We start from the raw sequence: 18706 nt of genomic DNA, 5'->3' as shown, positions 1-18706 counted from the left end.
AAAATTTGAACAAGTTAATTCAATATGTAACCCCTTGAAAGTATTTGTTTCCAAGGGGCAATATTATAAGAATGCTTCTTCTTGTTGCTCTTCTTTCGTCACAAGAAATCTTGATAAAAGAGAGAAGATTGATGGTGTTAGAAAGAGTGTAATGATTGTGGAAATGGCCAGACCCCATCCCATTGTAAGCATCATTTCTGCTAACATTGAATCATAACCAGCAAACCCATAGGCCGTAGGAAGTACTCCAATAACAGTCGTTAATGTAGTTAAAATAATTGCTCTAAGTCTTGTGGAAGAGATTTGAGCGATCTGCTTATAAAGTTGAGTCTTGTGCGTTGTATACTTTGTCTCTCTAATAAGTTTATCAATGAGGACAATCGAGTCGTTTACAACAACCCCAACCATTCCAAGGGCCCCAATAACTGCGAAGAAGCCGAAGATCTCCATGCCGTGGGCCATGAGAATATAGATAACTCCTGAAATCCCAATAGGTATAATTGTCATAATAATTAGAGGTGCAGACAATGATTTAAATTGAATTGTTAAAATCATATAAATAAGTGCTATAACCAGAAATCCTGCCATCTTAAAGTCACCAGTTGACTCTCTGGTCTCTTCAATTTCACCAACAAAGTTAATAATAGCAGAAGGATACTTCTTTAAAATTTCAGGAAAGACTTCATTTTCATAGTACTCTGCAACTTCTAAAGGAGTTGTATTTGCTCCTTCTTCGATATCAGAATAAACCATTGTCGTTCGTTTAAAATCAACTCTTTCTATATTTGAAGGTTTTACAACTTCTTCAATAGTAATAAAGCGTGAAATTGGTACGTAACCACCTTTTCCATTATCAATTCTTAACTGTTTTAGCTTTTCAATATCAACTTTGTAATTCTTTGCGACAGTTAGTCTTACCTCAACCTCTTCATCAGTACTCTTAAGAGTATAAAGAATAGTACCTTGGACAAATGTACGTAGAGAAGTGGTTACATCACTAGGAGTAAGGCCAAAGCGTAGGATCTCATTTTGGTTAATTTTAAAGTTGAATTCTTTTGTATTTATTGGTCTTTCAATTTCAACATTTTTTAATTTCTTATTATTCTTTTGATGATCGGCAATAAGATTGGCAATTTTCTCTCTAACTTCGTCATCATTATCTTGAATTTGCGCCTCAATTGTCGAACCTGAGCCACTTCCCCAGCGTGATTTAAAGAAGCGAATTTCTTTTATATTTGGAAGGTCTTTAGTTCTCTCTTTTAAGATATCAACGATATCATTTGCTGATAATTCTCTTTCATCGGCAGGTAAAATCTCAACAGTTATACTTGCTCGATTATAGTTTACAGCTCCTCCACGACGAGATTGACCTACGTTAGAGCGAAAACCAACAATACTTAGTCGTTGTGATTCTTCAAGTAAGATATCTTCTAGAGGTTTTAGGTACTCATTGATTTCAGCTTTAGATGTACCTTTCTCTGTATATACACTTAGGCTAAGTTCTTTACTTTCTTCTCGTGGAAACATGACAAATTTTAATTTTGTCGTAAAAAGATATCCTGATAAAACGGTTGAACATATAAAGAATAAGATTATTAAAAATCTAAAGTTTAGTGCCTTCTCTAAGAAGTTTGCATAGACTTGTTCGTATTTTCTAAACCAACTTACTTCATGTTTCTTCTTTGGTTTTCTTTGATAAACGTGGGCCGGTAAAACAGAGAATGACTCTATAAGTGAAGCCACTAACATCATTGTAATAATAAATGGAAGTACGGCCACGAACTTTCCAAACCATCCACCGAAGAAAAGAAGGGGAACAAAGGCAACGCATGTTGTGGCGATGGCACTAGTAATTGGCATTAGTAACTTAGTTACTTCTGTTGTAACCTTATCCATTAATTCTTTTAATGTGCCTTTATGATCTTCTGTAATTCGGCCAACATTTTCTGCAACAATAATTGCATCATCAACAACGATTCCCATTACAATAATAATAGCGGCCAGAGTCATATTATTGATTGTGAAATCAAAGATGAGCATACAAATTAGGGTAAAGCATAGAGTAAAAGGAATTCCCATACTTACCCAAATCCCCGATTTAAAATCAAGGAATAGGAAGAGAACGAGAACAATAAGACCAAACCCTAGAAGCCCATTACTTGCTACAATTGATAGGCGGTTTTTTACATCATATGATTCATCATCGAGAGTCACAATCCTTAAATCATCAAGTTGACCCTTCTTATACTTTTCAATAAAGGCAAGTGTTGCTTTATTGGCCGCTAGAATATCAACATTATGACTCTTTTTAAGGTTGAGCATTATCCCTTCGTGGCCATTGATTTTATAAATTGAATTCGTTTTTTCAAAAGACTTTTTAAAACTTGCGATTTGATCGAGGCTGACACCATCACCTTCGTAATTACCTGTTACCATCAAGTCTTTAAAGTCTGATTCATCAACTAATTCATTAATAGAGGTAACCTTTGATTGTTGTGTATCTTCTAATACACCAATCGGTGCTCGAATATGACTTTCTCTTAAACTTCTTACAACGTTGTGAATTGAGATTCTGTTTTGCTTGATTTTATATGGGTCAAGAAGGACATGATTTTCTGGATCAAGGTAACCACTTCGAGTAACAGACGATACTGCAGGTAGCGCTTTAACTTGTGTTTCAAAGTTTCTAACAAGCTGCTGCAGTCTTGCTCGGTCTTCAACTGTTAAGTCTCTCTTTCCCTCTAGGTAAAACCCAACATCGATGTAGGCTTTTTCAGATGATTTAAATTGTCTAAATGTTGGAATCTCTGCTTCACTAGGTAGATCGGCCCTAAGTACGGCATCTTGAATGTCGAGGTAGACTTCTCTTGGATTAGGGTAGTTCTCAAGCATAACAACTGTAATTGAACTTGAGCCAGTTGAGGAAACTGATCGCACTTCATCTAGGCCTGCTACATTTTTTAATTCTTCTTCAATGGGTTTTGTAATAAAGAATTCAATATCCTCAGCACTTGCTCCAGGGTAAATTGTGGAAACGCGAACATAAGGTGACTCAAACTCTGGCATTTCTTCTTTTGGAATTTTTGTCCAAGCAAAAATGGCAATAACAAATACACTGAAGAAAAGAACGTTTGAGATAAGTAGGTTATCGATAAAGTATTGAATGAGTTTTTTCATAAGACAATTTTAAGTGGCCGTAATCAGGAGGTCAAACCTTTCATTAATAATATTATGTAACAATTAGGCTATCAGCTACGAATACTTATACGAGAACCTGTTATAATAGTTTCATGGAGGTATAAATGAAGATTATTACAGCTGTATACCTATTTATCGGCCTTCTTTTCGCTATTAATGTTAATGCTGCCAAGATTACTCTCGGTGGTGGCTGTTTCTGGTGTATGGAAGCTCCATTTGAAAAAATTAAGGGAGTGAAAAGTGTTACCTCTGGTTACATGGCCCCTGATAATACTAAAGATTTAGTTAAGCCTACATACCAAATCGTATCATCAGGTAAAAGCGAGTATGTTGAAGTTGTCCAAATTGTTTATGATGATAACAAAGTTCAACTCGAACAAATCTTAGATATCTATTGGAATAATATAAATCCAACTGATGAAGGAGGACAATTTGCAGATAGGGGAAATCAATATCGTACTGTGATTTTCTATGAAAATGAAAAACAAAAGAATATAGCGCAAAACTCGAAGAATAATCTTGAAGCTTGTAAGAAGTATGATTCACCAATAGTTACGGCAATAGAAAAGGGATCGACTTTCTATCCAGCTGAAGAGTATCATCAAGATTATTACAAGAAAAACCCAATTAGATATAAGACTTATAAAGAGCTATCTGGCCGAGGACAATTTATTCGAAACAATTCTTCAAAACCTTTGAAATGCGAAGAAACAAAAAAGGATAATAAAGTGTATAAGAAACCAAGTGAAAAAGAATTAAAGGAAAAGCTATCTTCATTAGAATATGAAGTAACTCAAAAAGAAGGGACTGAGCGTCCATTTGCTAATAAGTATTGGGATCATAAAGAAGAAGGAATCTATGTTGATATAACAACAGGTGAGCCACTTTTTAGTTCTCTTGATAAATATGATTCTGGTTCAGGATGGCCAGCCTTTACTAAACCAATAGATAAAGACTTAGTTAAAACGAAAGAGGATAATAAACTCTTTATGACTCGAATCGAGGTACGATCGAAGTCTGGAGATGCCCACCTCGGTCACGTTTTTGACGATGGCCCAGGCCCTGAAGGGAAGCGTTATTGTATCAACTCAGCATCTTTGCGCTTTATTCCTAAACAAGATTTAGAGAAAGAAGGTTATGGTGAGTATCAAAAACTGTTTAAATAGCTAAAATTACATATATTCTTTAGCTAAACACTCTAAAGATTAGGCCCAAGTATCCGATATGAGGACGAGGGCCTATGAAAAGACTAAATACTTTAATAATTCTATCTTCAATTATTCACTTTCAGATTTATGCTTCTTGTGGAGGAGCATTTAAATCGTTTCTTGGTATAAAGAAAAACTCGTTCTATGACACTCCTGAATTTGAATTAAAGGAGAAGATTAACAAACTAGAGACCTTAAATCGTCGTCTTCGTAATACTAGTGAACACAAAGAGCCAGCAATGTCTCTTTCTGTATGGAAGAAGATTGAGAAACTCGATAATAACTTATTTACTAAGCATTATTCAGTGAATGTAAGAGACTGGAGAGTATTCTTTAGGGATTTTGAAGTAAACTTTATCTCTTTTAAACGTATGAAAGATATATCTGACTTTCTTTCATCTACTGATGTCACAAAAACTAAGCTTAAAAAATATTTGAAAGAAAAAGAGTACTCGGATGAATTCAATGAGTTTATTTTATCAAAGTTTGATAATTCACCGAATGCCGACTTATTTAAGATTGAAGTTGATAAGGAAGCAGAAAGAAATATTATTAATATTGGTAATGATTACTATGAATACCGCTTAGTTCGTGAGCATATTAGAGACCTTGAAAATAGTGATCTATGTAATAAAGAATGCCAAGTCGAGCTTAAAAAACTTATGGCAAATCTTGGTGTTGCAAGTGATAGAGAAAAAAGTACTCTTCCAATATTTTTCAAAGGAGAGAGTCGTCCAGAGTTAGATGATATAACTCGAATTGTTCACGAAAATCCAATGGCCTTAATTACAAAACTAAAGAAGGAAAGAAACTCTGAAGTTGTCAATTGGCTATATTCACTATTATTACAACCAGAAATAGTTGATACCTTTATGGGCCTTATTTATAAGTCAAAACATATCGGTAAGTATCGTGCAGTACGCTTATTCCAAGCTTTCTATAATGCTAGAGCAAGAAGACTACACTTTCCAAAGATAAATAATATTGTAAAAAGTTTCAGTAATGACTTAGTAAAGAGTTATTCAAATTTAAAAACAGTAAATACGACAATTCCTAAAGATGAACTTCTCGTGACATTTGCTCGAATGGTTGATGCACTTGCTGTGAAGAAGTATAAGCTTCTCAAGCAGTATGCAAAAGAAAATGATCCTAAATTTTATGAGAGAATGCTGGCCGCTGAAGAGAAGGCATATGCACGTGGTGATATTAGTATCACTCATCGTCGTTCTGTAATTGGACAGCTTGTACAATTTATACCAGCTTCAACACCTATTTACCTCTATCAAAGATCAAAGCTTGAAGAAAGGGCAACTGTTGAAGAAGTAAATGAAGATGGTGAAGTTATCGAATCAAATGATGATGGAAGTGTTGAGGTTGAAGAAGTTATTGTAGAAATCGAGCACGGCGATGAAATGGATAAAACATTAGAAGAAGTAGCTGAAGTTATTGCACAAGAAACAAGTGATACTACTCGTGATCCTTCATCTGTACAGGGTAATTGGGTAGAGAAGTTCTTTTATCGTATCAAACAATTTTTCAAGGCCAAAGGATAGGTCGATGTTTAAGATGATAATACTATCTACATTTACAATTTTCTTTACCTTTGATCTCTTTGCAAAAGATTTTCAAATTATGAAAATTTATGAAAAAGATAAATTCAAAGAAGTAAAAATCTATAAAGAAGGCAGCGGTAAAAATACCGTATTTATGAATGATACTTGTAAGAAATCAAAAGACTGTCTTAAGCGAAGGATAAAGCAAAAGAAAACTCGTGGACTAGCGGGCCACCCTGGCTCAAAAGCATGTAAAGCAATAGGTAATTCTGAATATAAAATTTTAAAAATGGAAAATGGTAATCAAATCGGCTTTTGCCGCTTCTCAGATGGAAGTATGATTAGTGCGTGGAGTTTGCTACGTGATTAAAATATTTATCTTTTCTATTCTTTCATTAACAACCTTTGCAAAGCTTGAAATTACTGAAGAAATGAAGTGGAATGAATATAATCATGCTGCTTATCAACAACTTCCTCCTATGGGGAGTGAAAGAGTGACAAGTCAGCTAGAGGTGAAGAGTAAGCCAATCATTCGTGATCAAGATGGATTTGGTTCATGTTACTTATTTGCTACCACTTCTTTATTAGATCAAGCTTGTATTAAAAGTGGAGCTTGTGATGAGGATAAACAAATTTCCGTTCTAGATGTACTTGGGAAGACTCAATTACAAAATGGTAATTCTAAAGAATTCTTAGGACTAAATGGTGGAAATATTCCTCAAGTTACTAGATCATTAACAAATGGTAAAAAAGTTGATTTATCATTTTCAACTGAAGAATGTGCACCTTATCAACAAATTGAAAACTACAATGGCCAAGCAAATGGGGACTTTGATATCGAAGAGCATCCCCAATTAAAGGCCATGAATGATATTTATTATCAGGTAAAAAAAGAAACTGAGAGTGATGGGTTTTGTAGGCCTTGTAATGAAGAGTTTTTTAAGAAGTACTATCCATTTAGTACGGATATGATTGAAAACTTATCGAGGGCAGCTACTAAAATCGCTTCAATCAACGCTTTTGAAGAGTTCTTAAATGAAGTACTGATACCTAAAAAATGTCGAGATGAAAAAGAGAAGGTTAAGATACCAGGAGTAAAGTTTCATCAAGAACATATTTCTGATAAAGATAAATTTAGAAAGAAAATGATTGAGTTATTTGAGAATGATCAATCAGCTGCGATATCAAGCTGTACTTGGCAACGCTATTGTGAAGGAGAGGATGATATTAGTGATATGTCAATGTGTCCTCAAGAGAAGAGAAAGCGTTCGTGTGGTGGTCATGCCTATCTTTTAAGCGGATTTAGAACTATCTGTGATAGCAATGGTGAATGTCGTAATCAATATAAAGTCCACAATAGTTGGGGGACTCATTTTAATGTATTCAATGATAATGGTTGGGTAGAAGAAGGCCCTCTTTTTGATGCCTATAAAGACTTCAGCAATCAACTTGTCACTTATGTAGAAAGCGAACCTAAGAAAATAGAAAGAAGTGATTTCTCAAGGTCAGGAATATACTATTGTGATGGTGTTAGGGGTGCCGGTGATAATGTTTGGGCAAATAAAATGCAACGAGCAGGACATCGTTGTTACTTACGATAAGTTTTTGCCTCAATCTTTTTAGTACAACCATCTTCAAACGTTTCTTGATTAATATAAGTTGTATTCTTGTAACGTTGTAAGTCTCTTTTGGCCCTACGTGTTTTATTATAGAAGAAGACATCATCTTCTATTTTCTTTGCATCGAGATTACATTCAGAAGACCATGTACTTGTAACTTTTATCATTTGCTGTGCAACCTTTACAAGATTTGTAACTGACATATACTCACTTGTTGAAGCTGTTTGTACACTACAGTCGTAACATTCATCTGATTTATTATCTTCTAAATCGATATCTTGAGAGTAATGAGAAAGGTTTATTAGGCCTTCTTTATGAAGTTGATTTAATTTTTCTTTTTTCTGATCTGATAGGGGTGATGAATTCTTAATTTCATCTCTAATTACATTATTAATTAAGATATTAATATATGAATTGTTTTTAAATTGGTCATGGTTATTGCGGATATAGTCTGTCGCATAGTTAAACTTATATGTGTCTGACATCCTATTTAGACTTATTTCGACTTTCTTAGCGTCTCGTTTATTTAAAAGGTTTTGATCATTTACTGTTCTTAAACGATAAAGAGAATCAAATTTAGCTAAGTTTTCTTCATCTAATAATGAAGTTAATACTAACTTCGTTTGTCCCTGATTTTTTGAATCATTCAAAATTTTTGCAATTTTTACGGGAGACTCTTTTATAAGTTGCTGCTTACAATCTGAGTCTTTTAAACATTGATCAATTTCAAATTCAATCCCATTTGAAGCTTGGTATGTAGAAGCATGGGCAATTGATGAAGTTAAAAAGACTAAAAGATAAACGTTTTTAAGCATATTTTCCCGTAAAGTATCGGTGATTAATAAGATAAACTAATTATACCACGGGCAGAGTAAATAAAAAGGCCTGTGAAAAACAGGCCCTTTTTTATTCGATAATATTGTAATTAAATTATTCTACGATATGAGACTCAATTAAGTCCTTGATTTCTTGAGTCGCAAGTTCTGAATTATAACCAGGCATTGTAGAGAACTTATCATCAAGGGCGAAAAGTCTTGACCACATTGGTGCCCCTGTTTTTTTGAAGTCAAAACGAATTGATGGGCGAGAGTAAAGTGTAGCATCCCATACTTTGACTACGTCACGCCAAAATAGTTTATGCTCTTTCCACCAATCACGTGCTGGCTGACATCTCTTATCATCAACTTTTACATAAGTATTGTAGCTCTTTTCCATAGCAAGTTTCAGTTCCATTCCATTTTCAAGCATATTAACTTTTACATTATCTTGATCATGAACGTGCCCGTATGAAGTTTGCTCGTGACGATTTGTTCTCCTAAGTACATTGTAATCTGAACGAATAGAGAATTCTCTTCTTGGTAGAGGTGCGTTGGCCGTACATTCCCAAAATGATTTCTTATCAGTATGAATCCAAGGTGCAGAGCACTCATATCTTGGAGAGTCATCCACTTGATATACTCTTTGTACCCAATTACCTTGTGGGTTCTTTACTGTACGGTTATTCCAGTTTGAAAAGCCTCTATAATCTAGTGCATTTGAAGCTTCCCAATCCCATTGCTGTCGCCAATGCTTTACAATGGCGTGTGGAGTGACAAGAATGTGTTGAATATTAACTGAGTCTTTATCTTCAGAATCAACAAAGATCCACTCAAGAGCTCCAGAAGCGTAGCGATCATAAAAGTCATAGTCGCTGTTGTAAGCAAAAGTCTCGGCCGACTGAAACTTAATCTCGTAACAGCCTGTCATTTTCTTAATTTCTTGGATGTCTTTATTTTTATCGATAGTAATTCCTGCAAATGCTGGAAGTGCAAGTGCGAGAAGTAAAAATACTTTCATTATTTATCTCCCTTAGTAATTTTCATTAGGTTGATTGTTAGAAATAATGTTTGAAGTGTCAAACTAAAATAAGGTAAACAAGTCTAGTTTTATGGGTGTGACGCATAGATCGTGGACGAAGTAGCTGGTTTTATTATAGGATAAGGCGTTTTATAATCACTTCATAACAAATAACACGGGATGTAAAATGTCACAAATTATTTACACTATTACTGATGAAGCGCCAGCTCTTGCTACGCAGTCACTTCTTCCAATTGTAAAAGCTTTTACAAAGCATGCAGGTATCGATGTTACGACTCGTGATATCTCTCTTGCTGGAAGAATCTTAGCTCATTTTCCAGAGTTTTTAACAGATGAGCAAAAGCAATCAGATGACCTTGCTTACTTAGGTGAGTTAGCAAAGAAGGCCGAAGCTAATATTATTAAGCTTCCAAATATCTCAGCATCTATTCCACAATTATCTGCTGCAATTAAAGAGCTTCAAGATCACGGTTTTAAAGTTCCTAATTACCCAGATTCACCTTCAACTGATGAAGAAAAAGATATTCAAGCTCGTTATGCAAAAGTTCTTGGTTCTGCCGTTAACCCTGTTTTACGTGAAGGAAATTCTGATCGTCGTGTTGCTGGTCCTGTAAAGGAATATGCAAAAGCTAATCCACATAGAATGGGTGAGTGGAAGAGTGATTCAAAGTCACATGTTGCACATATGGAAGCAAATGACTTTTATGGTTCTGAAAAGTCAGCAATTATGCCAAATGCTACTGATGTAAAAATCACACTTAAGCAAAATGATGGTTCAGAGGTTGTTTTAAAAGAAAAAGTTTCACTTCTTAAAGATGAAATCATTGATGCAGGTGTAATGAGTGCAAAAGCACTTAGAGAATACTTTGCAAAGAATATTCAAGATGCAAAAGAGAAAGACATTCTTTTCTCTGTTCACTTAAAAGCAACAATGATGAAAGTTAGTGATCCTATTATGTTTGGTCACTGTGTAGAAGTATATTTCAAAGATGTTTTCGAAAAATATGCAGCTGAGTTTAAAGAACTTGGTGTTAATTCGGCAAACGGACTAGGTTCAGTTTATGCAAAACTTGCTGGCCTTCCAGCTGAAAAGAAAGCAGAGATCGAAGGTGCATTAGACGCAGCTATTGCAAATGGGCCTCGTCTAGCTATGGTTGACTCAGATAAAGGTATCACAAACCTTCACGTACCATCTGATGTTATTATCGATGCATCTATGCCTGCAGCAATTAGAACTTCAGGACAAATGTGGAATAAAGATAATAAAACTGAAGATACTAAATTCTGTATCCCAGATAGAAGCTATGCTCAGATGTACCAAGAAGTTATTACTTTCTGTAAAGAAAATGGTGCCTTTGATCCAAAGACAATGGGAACAGTTCCTAACGTTGGTCTTATGGCAAAGAAAGCTGAAGAATATGGATCACATGATAAAACTTTCAAAATCCCTGCAGCAGGAGAAGTCGTTGTTACTGACTCTGAAGGGAACACTATCTTTACTCACACAGTAGAAGAAGGTGATATTTGGAGAATGTGTCAAACTAAAGACGTTGCAGTTCGTGACTGGGTTAAACTTGGTGTTACACGTGCTCGTCTAACAAATACTCCGGCCGTATTCTGGCTTGATGAAAACCGTGGCCATGATGCTAACTTAATCAAGAAAGTTAATGAGTACTTAAAAGATCACGATACAGATGGGCTTGAAATTAAGATTCTTGATCCAGTTAAAGCAATTCGTTACTCAATGGAGAGAATCATTAAGGGTGAAGATACAATTTCTGTAACAGGTAACGTATTACGTGATTACCTAACAGATCTTTTCCCAATTTTAGAGCTTGGAACTTCTGCAAAGATGCTTTCAATTGTTCCTCTTCTTGCTGGTGGTGGATTATTTGAAACTGGTGCTGGTGGATCAGCTCCAAAGCATGTTCAACAATTCACAGCTGAAAATCACCTAAGATGGGACTCTCTAGGGGAGTTCTTAGCACTTGGTGTTTCTCTTGAAGATCTTGCAATTAAAACTGGTAACTCAAAAGCTAAGGTTCTTGCTAAAACTCTTGATGAAGCAAATAGTGCATTCCTTAAGAATGATAAGTCTCCATCAAGAAAAGTTGGTGAACTCGATAACCGTGGTTCTCATTACTATTTAGCTCAGTACTGGGCAAAGGCACTTGCTGATCAAAATGACGATGCTGAGCTTAAAGAGATCTTTACTCCAATTGCTTCAAACCTAGTTGAAAATGAAGCTAAGATCGTTGAAGAATTAAATAGTGCACAAGGTGTTGCCGTTGATATGGGTGGATACTATCATCCTAATTTTGAACTTGTTGCTAAAGCAATGAGACCATCTCAAACACTTAACTCTGTGATTGATTCACTTTAAAAAAATAAAAAGGCCCTCTTAATGAAGAGGGCCTTCTTTTATACGGCACGCATCTGATCTAGTGTCTCCACATTTCGAAGCCAATTCCTTGCCTCGTCGATGGCACCATACTTGAAAATTTGAGCATCGATATCTTCAAGATGTTTAATAACTGTCGGTAATGCTTTTTGAATAAAACGATTATCAGTACATATCGCAACTTTTTCAAAGTGGTATCGATTATCTTTTAAAAATTCAAAATGCCTTAACATACTTCTTAAATCCTCCCATCCTGGGAAGTTTTGAGTGTTAAGGATTACTCCCGAAATAATATCTGTCTCTTTATAAACTTGGTTTAATAGTGTTTGCAAAGTCTCAAAATCTGATATGTTTAATGCTTCAGTAGGAGTAACTGTTAAAATATTGTCATTTGAATCAAAGTGAAATTCAATATCTGTTTCAGGTGTTTCTCCAAGCCACATTTTTGCCTTTGATAATTCTGAAATTTTGAATGACTTAAAATCAATGGGAATAATTGGAGCAAAGAGATTAACAGCACCTGTAATAAGTGGGCTATCTGTTACAACGGCACATCTTTTCATCACATTGAAATACTTTACTCCCATTGCTGTATCTTCAAATACTGCTCCTGGAGTATATCCTTCATAGTTTTCATTTAGGTAGAAAAGCAATGAAACTTTTTCTTCCTTTTCAAGGGCCTCTTCTAGAATGGGTTCGAGAACATCAATATAATCATTCTTTGTGATCTTTCCTGAACCTTCAATTCCTACAATGCTATCAGGCAATCCTTGCATAATTTTAAGCATATAATCTCCTTTCCAATGAGTTAATTACTTAGTTAGTAAACTTCTCATCGGGAAGGAGGTTGTGTATTAAAGTTAAGAATAGTTTATTTTGAGAGAATCTCTTCGGCCAACTCTTTAGTTAGGTAGCCGTCAGGTATTTGTCCAATAGAGACCTGGTAGCGTTGAATTGCTGCTGTTGTTTGTTTTCCAGGGATTCCATCAACTGGACCTGCATCATGGCCAAGTTCATTTAACCTAGCTTGAATTTGTTTTGCCATTTCAAATGACATGAATGACTTTTCATTTAAATTAAACTTTGAAAAATAATCCGCACGATTATTAATTAAGTCAGACAAGACACCAATTCCTAGGGCGTATTTTTCAGAATTATTCCATTTAAAAATAGTGAAGAAGTTTGGATATACAATAAATGCAGGCCCTTTTGCTCCTTGAGGAAGGTAAATTGCAGTCTTTCCATCTGTGTGAGGAAGTTGAGTTCCTCCTTTTAGAGTGATATCGCGATCGATCCAATATTGAAGATCTTCTTTATACTTTAGTCCACTATGAAAGTAATCAAAGTCTTGTGGAAGCTCTATTTCATGGCCCCAACTCTCATCTCCACGCCAACCTACTTGTGATAGGAAGTTTGCAGAAGAACCAAGGAAGTCATGACGATTTTCCCACATATTAATGTAGCCATCTTGATCATAGTCAATTGCATAGGCCAACATTGTAGATGGCATAAATTGCGTTGATCCCATCGCGCCGGCCCAAGACCCTTGCATGCGCTCAGTAGGGTAAGAGTAGATTCCTTTATCAAGCATTGTTAGTGCATTAATAAGTTCTTTCTTGAAAAATGCAGATCTTCTTCCATCATAAGTTAGTGTTGTTAATGATCGTATAATATCAAGCTTTCCAGTAATACTTGAAAAATTTGTTTCTAGTGCCCAGAATGAAAGAAGGAAGCGGCTTTGAAAGTTATAGTCTTGTCTTATTTGAGTGAAGATATCATCAAGTTGTCTTTGGTATTTTTGTCCCTTCTCAACTCGTTCACTACTAATGACGATATTTAAATAACGGCCCATACTCATGACATGCTCAGGTTGTCTGCGGTCGTATTTTATAACATCAGTATTAAATGTTACTCCGTCAAATGCTTCATCTAGTAGTGAGTACGAAAAGCCATTTTTCTCGTTTAATTCTGTCTTTAGACTTTCTAGCCAGTTGTTGAATTCAGTTGTAGTGGGTGTGGCAAATGTGTTGATTGCCAGTAGTGTTATTGCGATTAATTTTTTCATGCAGTGACATTACACGTTAGGCAATTGTATTTGAAGACGCGTTGTGACGTAGTCTACGAAATTACGCGAAGTTAGTTGCTTACAAAGCTCTATAGTTAGAAGATGTTAGAGTTGGGATTTAGTGTAACCGAAAGCCGCGACATCGCTTCGCTCGTCTTGCCTGAATACTAGGTCGTATTCAGTAAATGACATCCATCTGTGCTTCAAAACTGCCCTGTGGGGCACTTTTGCCGCACGATGTGGCGCAGCCGGGAGGACTCGAACCCCCGACATTCAGATCCGAAGTCTGACGTTCTATCCAACTGAACTACGGCTGCATGTAGTTAAATTGTAAAAGGAGAGTGAGATAAGGTAAAGAATAAAAAAGGCCAGCTAAGCTGGCCTTCTCTTTATTTACATTCAGGTGTATTCGGATAATTTAATTCTTTTTCAAATGCAATAAACTTCTCTCCTGTCATATGAAGTTTTAATTTCATTCCACATTTAGTACCTCTCTCAAAAATTTCCTGGAAGACGTACTTACTTGATAATATCTTCTTTCCAACTTTTGCATAATTACTAACGAAGTCTTTATTATCTTTCTTAAAGCTTACTTTCATTTTAGCTAGATACTTCTTGATAGAAGATAGTGCAGACCTTGCTTTTCTTGACTCATTATCAATACATTCAGTGCGGCGATCATAATTGTAATGTCTTTGTGTACATGCAGTATTGATATCGCCAACAAGATCATATTTTAGTGTATTGTAGCTTAAGTCCGAATTCATTAAATATTTTGTAAATGCTTCAGAATACTCAAGACTTAGTTCAAGCTTTGTGTAATTAAGCTTCTCTTTCTTCTTTCCAATTTTAACATTTAGAAAGTCCGTTAGGTTAGTGAAATCTTTAACTTTCGACAGTGCTCTTCTTAACTTCTTATAAGTTCCATTGTTGGATTCATATAACCATACAAATGTTCCACTAGTATTATTAATGTCTTTTCCTTCTACTGTCGCTTTCGCTGTCGCACCATAAAATGCTTTAAGTGAAGTTCTCTCTAATGGCCCGAAGTTTGAAGATACTCCGCTCTTATATACTCCATAATCACGATGAGTGATAACTCCGTTACTATGAATCTCAGTGTCTGAGACTCCAACAAAAAGACTCTTGTTAAAGTTCCAAGAAAGAATTTGCACAAAAGGAGTCTTGAATCCAATATTAAATTCTTTTCCTTTCATTTTAAAATCAGTTGTTTCAACTTTAGTCACTCTTAGATCTGGATATGTTTCTCCCATCTCTTGAGCTTCTAAGAATTTACCTTTAAGAACATCTTCATATACCTTTGCTGTATATTCATCTGATAGATCAAAAATATATGATAGCTTTTGACCCTCTTTCTCAACTTTTGAAAGAGAAGCATTCGCATAGTAAATACCTGTTGAAAGTAGCGCAGATTTTAAGTCTGTTCTCGTTATTTCAACATAGACTCTTTTATCCTCTAGTTTTTCAATATAGTAATCATAAGTACCTTTAAAAATACCACCTAACGTAACTGGAATAGAGTTGTAGACAGCAGTGAATGAAAGGAGAACTCCTCCTTCTGCCAAATAATTTACACTATCCCCATTGTTCCAAATTTCAAGTTCGCTGGCCTTAAATGGAAGTTTCCCACTAAGTGAATTTGCCTTTGCTTGTGCAAGAGTAGGGTAAGACTTCTTATAGATAACACTTGAATTTTGTAGTGCTGTTAGGCCAATAACAAAAGATGAGTTTACTAGCTCTGGATATTCTTCACCTGCGTACGGGAAATTCCAAACACCAGCAGCTCCAAGACCTAAATCATATTTTCTCTTTGTTGTTACAAGGTATCCACCAGCATTATCTGTATACTGAATTTCTGATGGAGCATCAAAGCCTTCACCTGTAGCTTCAATTCTAGAAGTTGAGTAAATATTACCAAATACAATTGGCTTTATCCCTGCAAACTCCATCTTAAGTTCATCTGTCTTCTTTGCTGTATCTTTTGGTGTTTCATCATTATCTGTATTATCTTGTGACTCATCATCTTGGTCTTCTTTTTGGCCATCGTCGCCATTGTCGCCGTTGTCGCCGTTGTCGCCGTTGTCGCCGTTGTCGCCGTTGTCGCCGTTGTCGCCGTTGTCACCATTGTCGCCATTGTCACCATTGTCGCCATTGTCACCATTGTCGCCATTGTCGCCATTGTCGCCATTGTCGCCATCATGGCCACCGCCATTTCCATTGTCACCGCTATTGCCGCTTCCTTGGTTACCCTCAGAACCGCCATTACCGTTGCCATTATTTCCGTTACCGTGGTTTCCGTTGTCTCCGCTATTTCCAGAATTCCCTTGGCCACCAGAATGACTTCCACCAGCGTTTCCGTTATCTCCGCTATTGCCGTTTCCTTGATTGCCCTCAGAACCGCCTACGCCGTTGCCATTATTTCCATTGCCCTTGTTGCCATTATTATTCGAACTTCCAGTATTCTTACTACTTGAAGTATTTTGATTGTTTGGAGATTGACTATTGTCTTTGTTCTTAGCTGCTTGGCCAGCTTGTGAAAATAAAAAAAACAAGATGATGATAAGATGCTTTCTCAACTTTTATTCCTCATAATAATCTGAAGTAAAATTTTTTTAAGAATCTATATATACGAATATTTTAAAAAGTAACTTTAATTTTAACTTTTTTTTAGGGTCCGTATACTTTTGATTCAGGTATACAGCTTATAATTTTAAAGTTGCTCTCAAAGTATGACTAAAGTCATCTTAATAAAAAATTATCTAAAGGAATAAGGCAATTATCTTATCTAAGTGAAAATTCTTTAAGTGCGCTAAGAGGGATTACTGCTAGGGTTTCCTCATGGCAAGATTCAAGAATAACAGGACAAGCTTTCCCTGCCTTATATGCATTTAGCCAGCGGCCAGCACAAAGACACCACTTGTCTCCTGGTTTTAATCCTGAGAATTGAAATTGAGGCATAGGGGTTGAGAGATCATTACCGTCAGCTTTTGAAAACTCTAAAAACTCTTCTGTTACAACACAACAAACTGTATGCATTCCTCTGTCTTGCATATCTGTTCGACAAAAACCGTCTCGATAAAAACCTGTCATTGGAGTACAGCCACACATTTGTAAAGGAGTACCTAAAACATTTAAGTGGTCATTTCTTTCTTGTGTCATTTAAACTCCTATTATGGTTTAGTAATCATCATAGAAGTTAGTATATGCAAGTCCATCTATTTCATCAATATTCTCGTTAATAATGTCGTCGTTTTTAAAATTACTTTCAACAAAGCTTAGATAATCAGAAACTGTAGTCGTTTTATTAGATGATGGAGCTGTATAGTTAATAAAAGCTATTGTAAAAATACATACAGAGGCGATAGTGAGAGTAATATTCTTAATACCAAAGAAAATTCTCTTCTTGGTTCTTTTCATTTCAATATGATTATCAAACTTTTGTAAGAAATCTTGTTCCAAGTTTCTTGGAACCTGAATTTGAGTTTTCTCATTTAGAATGTCTTTTAATAAGTCTTTTTTCATATCGACTCCATTCTTCCTTCAAGTACTTCCTTAAGTTTCATTTTTGCTCGGTTTATAAGATTTTTAATGGCCTGTTCCGATTTTTCCATAATCTCTGCCATCTCTTTTGTGTTATAGTCATCCATCCATAAGAGGATGGCATCTCTTTGGGAATCTGGAAGAAGCTTTAATGCTTCTTTTATTGTTTCAGAGCTTGCTTCTTGTGCAAGTTTTTGAAGTGTTGAGATATCATCATTTGGTAATGAAATTAATATTTCATCATCTATACTGATCTCTTTTTTCTTCTTTTTATAGTCGTATGCTTTGTTTCTACCTATAGTCCAAAGCCATGTTGAAACTTGGTAATCACTTCGATACATCTTCCTCTTATCATAGAGGGTCAGGAAAGCTTCATGAGTGATTTCTTGGGCAACACTCTCATCAAGGACAATATAATAGATAAAGCGATAAAGCTTCTCACTTAAGCGCTCATATAGTTTTCTAAAAGCATGATGATTATTATCTTTGGTAACAAGAAGCATCAGCTCTTTGTCTGAGGCCCTTGTAAGTTTTGAATTTGCACCAAATATTGTCTTCATCATACGCATCTATATTATACTGTTAATTGAGTATTAAGTTTCACTAGATAAAAAATGCCTTTAATATCAGCAGTTTATGCTTGTGTGAAACTTTTTGATATCGCTTGAGTATAATAGTTAAAGACCAACCTAAGGAGTGAGTCGTGAAGAAATTTAATATTCTTATCTTAACTTTTTTATTAACTTTTTCTGCTCTTGCTGAAAGAGGTGGAGGACGCGGAAAGTATCGTGACGGAGAGGGACGACGAGGTCATCGAGATCGTCATGAAAAAGTAGAGGACTTTTCAAAAGATATTGCAAAACTTTCTAAAGAAGATATTGCTAAGCTTGAAGGTGAATTTAATAAATTTCAAAAAGAACAAATGAATAAAAGATTGAAGTTAGAAAATCAAATCTTTGATTTAAGAGAAAAGTTTTTGGAACAGAACCGTAGTATGGTTTTAAAGCATATAAAAGAGATGAATGCTATAAAGTCTAAAATTAAATTTGGTAATAAAGATGCAAATAAAAGCATTCGCAAAGAATTGAAAGAGAAAAGCTCTGAGTTTAGGAAAAAAATGAAAGAACTTAGGCATACAACTCAACGAGATGAGATAAAGAAACTCAAGAAAGAATTTAAGGCCCAAATGAAGGCCGAGCGCAAAAAATTTAGAGAGAAGATTAAATCATATCGAAAATAAGAAA

The 18706-nt window shown here is 35.4% G+C and carries 15 protein-coding genes and 1 tRNA gene; 6 read left to right on the top strand and 10 right to left on the bottom strand.

The genetic code is table 11. The features are described 5' to 3' along the window. Positions 1 to 63: 63 nt before the first annotated feature. On the bottom strand, positions 64 to 3177 hold the full coding sequence (locus ACN5L8_RS04665) for an efflux RND transporter permease subunit (protein WP_419172427.1): 3114 nt from the start codon (positions 3175 to 3177) through the stop codon (positions 64 to 66). Between the two features lie 125 nt (positions 3178 to 3302). On the opposite strand from ACN5L8_RS04665, the gene msrB reads away from it, so the two are divergent. The 4 genes from msrB to ACN5L8_RS04645 all read left to right on the top strand — a co-directional run bounded on the left by msrB (position 3303) and on the right by ACN5L8_RS04645 (position 7560). After that, positions 3303 to 4364 carry a peptide-methionine (R)-S-oxide reductase MsrB gene (msrB, locus tag ACN5L8_RS04660; protein WP_419172426.1) on the top strand — a complete coding sequence of 354 codons (1062 nt, stop codon included), beginning with the start codon at positions 3303 to 3305 and terminating at the stop codon, positions 4362 to 4364. Between the two features lie 74 nt (positions 4365 to 4438). After that, positions 4439 to 5959, top strand: coding sequence for a hypothetical protein (locus ACN5L8_RS04655; protein ID WP_412474334.1), 1521 nt, complete (start codon positions 4439 to 4441; stop codon positions 5957 to 5959). Between the two features lie 4 nt (positions 5960 to 5963). Next, positions 5964 to 6329, top strand: a complete 366-nt coding sequence (locus ACN5L8_RS04650; RefSeq protein WP_419172425.1) for a DUF333 domain-containing protein — start codon at positions 5964 to 5966, stop codon at positions 6327 to 6329. Further along, positions 6322 to 7560, top strand: a complete 1239-nt coding sequence (locus tag ACN5L8_RS04645; RefSeq protein ID WP_114706474.1) for a hypothetical protein — start codon at positions 6322 to 6324, stop codon at positions 7558 to 7560. The genes ACN5L8_RS04650 and ACN5L8_RS04645 overlap by 8 nt, the downstream gene beginning before the upstream one ends. Here ACN5L8_RS04645 and ACN5L8_RS04640 read toward each other — a convergent pair. Continuing rightward, a complete protein-coding gene (locus tag ACN5L8_RS04640) occupies positions 7548 to 8393 on the bottom strand; it encodes a hypothetical protein (RefSeq protein ID WP_419172424.1) in 846 nt (281 codons plus the stop codon). The two genes, ACN5L8_RS04645 and ACN5L8_RS04640, sit on opposite strands and share 13 nt — an antisense overlap. 115 nt (positions 8394 to 8508) lie before the next feature. Further along, positions 8509 to 9414 carry a DUF6607 family protein gene (locus ACN5L8_RS04635; protein WP_419172423.1) on the bottom strand — a complete coding sequence of 302 codons (906 nt, stop codon included), beginning with the start codon at positions 9412 to 9414 and terminating at the stop codon, positions 8509 to 8511. Positions 9415 to 9601: 187 nt separating this feature from the next. Between ACN5L8_RS04635 and ACN5L8_RS04630 the strand changes: the two genes are divergently transcribed. Then, on the top strand, positions 9602 to 11818 hold the full coding sequence (locus ACN5L8_RS04630; RefSeq protein WP_120404511.1) for an NADP-dependent isocitrate dehydrogenase: 2217 nt from the start codon (positions 9602 to 9604) through the stop codon (positions 11816 to 11818). A gap of 38 nt (positions 11819 to 11856) precedes the next feature. Here ACN5L8_RS04630 and ACN5L8_RS04625 read toward each other — a convergent pair whose 3' ends face one another. From ACN5L8_RS04625 to ACN5L8_RS04595, 7 genes are all read right to left on the bottom strand, one after another. After that, complete coding sequence (locus tag ACN5L8_RS04625; protein ID WP_114706470.1) at positions 11857 to 12624, bottom strand: STAS/SEC14 domain-containing protein; 768 nt, start codon at positions 12622 to 12624, stop codon at positions 11857 to 11859. A gap of 83 nt (positions 12625 to 12707) precedes the next feature. Further along, positions 12708 to 13901, bottom strand: a complete 1194-nt coding sequence (locus ACN5L8_RS04620; protein WP_419172422.1) for a lytic murein transglycosylase — start codon at positions 13899 to 13901, stop codon at positions 12708 to 12710. A gap of 240 nt (positions 13902 to 14141) precedes the next feature. Beyond that, a tRNA-Arg gene (locus ACN5L8_RS04615) sits at positions 14142 to 14218 on the bottom strand. A gap of 72 nt (positions 14219 to 14290) precedes the next feature. Beyond that, on the bottom strand, positions 14291 to 16498 hold the full coding sequence (locus tag ACN5L8_RS04610; protein WP_419172421.1) for a hypothetical protein: 2208 nt from the start codon (positions 16496 to 16498) through the stop codon (positions 14291 to 14293). Positions 16499 to 16703: 205 nt separating this feature from the next. Continuing rightward, positions 16704 to 17081: a DUF2237 family protein gene (locus ACN5L8_RS04605; protein WP_114706467.1), complete on the bottom strand. Its 378-nt coding sequence runs from the start codon at positions 17079 to 17081 to the stop codon at positions 16704 to 16706. A gap of 18 nt (positions 17082 to 17099) precedes the next feature. Continuing rightward, positions 17100 to 17444 (bottom strand): hypothetical protein, encoded by a 345-nt coding sequence (locus ACN5L8_RS04600; RefSeq protein ID WP_419172420.1) that lies wholly within the window; start codon positions 17442 to 17444, stop codon positions 17100 to 17102. After that, the gene (locus ACN5L8_RS04595; RefSeq protein WP_162929559.1) at positions 17441 to 18025 is read right to left on the bottom strand and encodes an RNA polymerase sigma factor; all 585 of its coding nucleotides are present in this window, start codon (positions 18023 to 18025) and stop codon (positions 17441 to 17443) included. Before ACN5L8_RS04595 ends, ACN5L8_RS04600 begins: the two co-directional genes overlap by 4 nt. Before the next feature lie 140 nt (positions 18026 to 18165). Here ACN5L8_RS04595 and ACN5L8_RS04590 point away from each other — a divergent pair, with 140 nt between their 5' ends. Then, positions 18166 to 18702: a hypothetical protein gene (locus ACN5L8_RS04590; RefSeq protein ID WP_419172419.1), complete on the top strand. Its 537-nt coding sequence runs from the start codon at positions 18166 to 18168 to the stop codon at positions 18700 to 18702. Positions 18703 to 18706 lie beyond the last annotated feature (4 nt).

This window comes from Halobacteriovorax sp. (assembly GCF_048381875.1).
GTDB classification, from domain to species: Bacteria; Bdellovibrionota; Bacteriovoracia; order Bacteriovoracales; family Bacteriovoracaceae; genus Halobacteriovorax_A; species Halobacteriovorax_A vibrionivorans.
Note: the sequence above shows the minus strand (reverse complement) of the source record. Positions and strands in the feature narration are given on the sequence as shown.

Excerpts from the sequence above, each read along its gene's own strand:
- ACN5L8_RS04640 (WP_419172424.1), bottom strand. The coding sequence starts at position 8,393 with ATGCTTAAAAACGTTTATCTTTTAGTCTTTTTAACTTCATCAATTGCC.
- ACN5L8_RS04635 (WP_419172423.1), bottom strand. The coding sequence starts at position 9,414 with ATGAAAGTATTTTTACTTCTCGCACTTGCACTTCCAGCATTTGCAGGA.
- ACN5L8_RS04625 (WP_114706470.1), bottom strand. The coding sequence starts at position 12,624 with ATGCTTAAAATTATGCAAGGATTGCCTGATAGCATTGTAGGAATTGAA.
- ACN5L8_RS04600 (WP_419172420.1), bottom strand. The coding sequence starts at position 17,444 with ATGAAAAAAGACTTATTAAAAGACATTCTAAATGAGAAAACTCAAATT.
- ACN5L8_RS04655 (WP_412474334.1), top strand. The coding sequence starts at position 4,439 with ATGAAAAGACTAAATACTTTAATAATTCTATCTTCAATTATTCACTTT.
- ACN5L8_RS04630 (WP_120404511.1), top strand. The coding sequence starts at position 9,602 with ATGTCACAAATTATTTACACTATTACTGATGAAGCGCCAGCTCTTGCT.
- msrB (WP_419172426.1), top strand. The coding sequence starts at position 3,303 with ATGAAGATTATTACAGCTGTATACCTATTTATCGGCCTTCTTTTCGCT.
- ACN5L8_RS04665 (WP_419172427.1), bottom strand. The coding sequence starts at position 3,177 with ATGAAAAAACTCATTCAATACTTTATCGATAACCTACTTATCTCAAAC.
- ACN5L8_RS04650 (WP_419172425.1), top strand. The coding sequence starts at position 5,964 with ATGTTTAAGATGATAATACTATCTACATTTACAATTTTCTTTACCTTT.
- ACN5L8_RS04620 (WP_419172422.1), bottom strand. The coding sequence starts at position 13,901 with ATGAAAAAATTAATCGCAATAACACTACTGGCAATCAACACATTTGCC.
- ACN5L8_RS04595 (WP_162929559.1), bottom strand. The coding sequence starts at position 18,025 with ATGATGAAGACAATATTTGGTGCAAATTCAAAACTTACAAGGGCCTCA.
- ACN5L8_RS04605 (WP_114706467.1), bottom strand. The coding sequence starts at position 17,081 with ATGACACAAGAAAGAAATGACCACTTAAATGTTTTAGGTACTCCTTTA.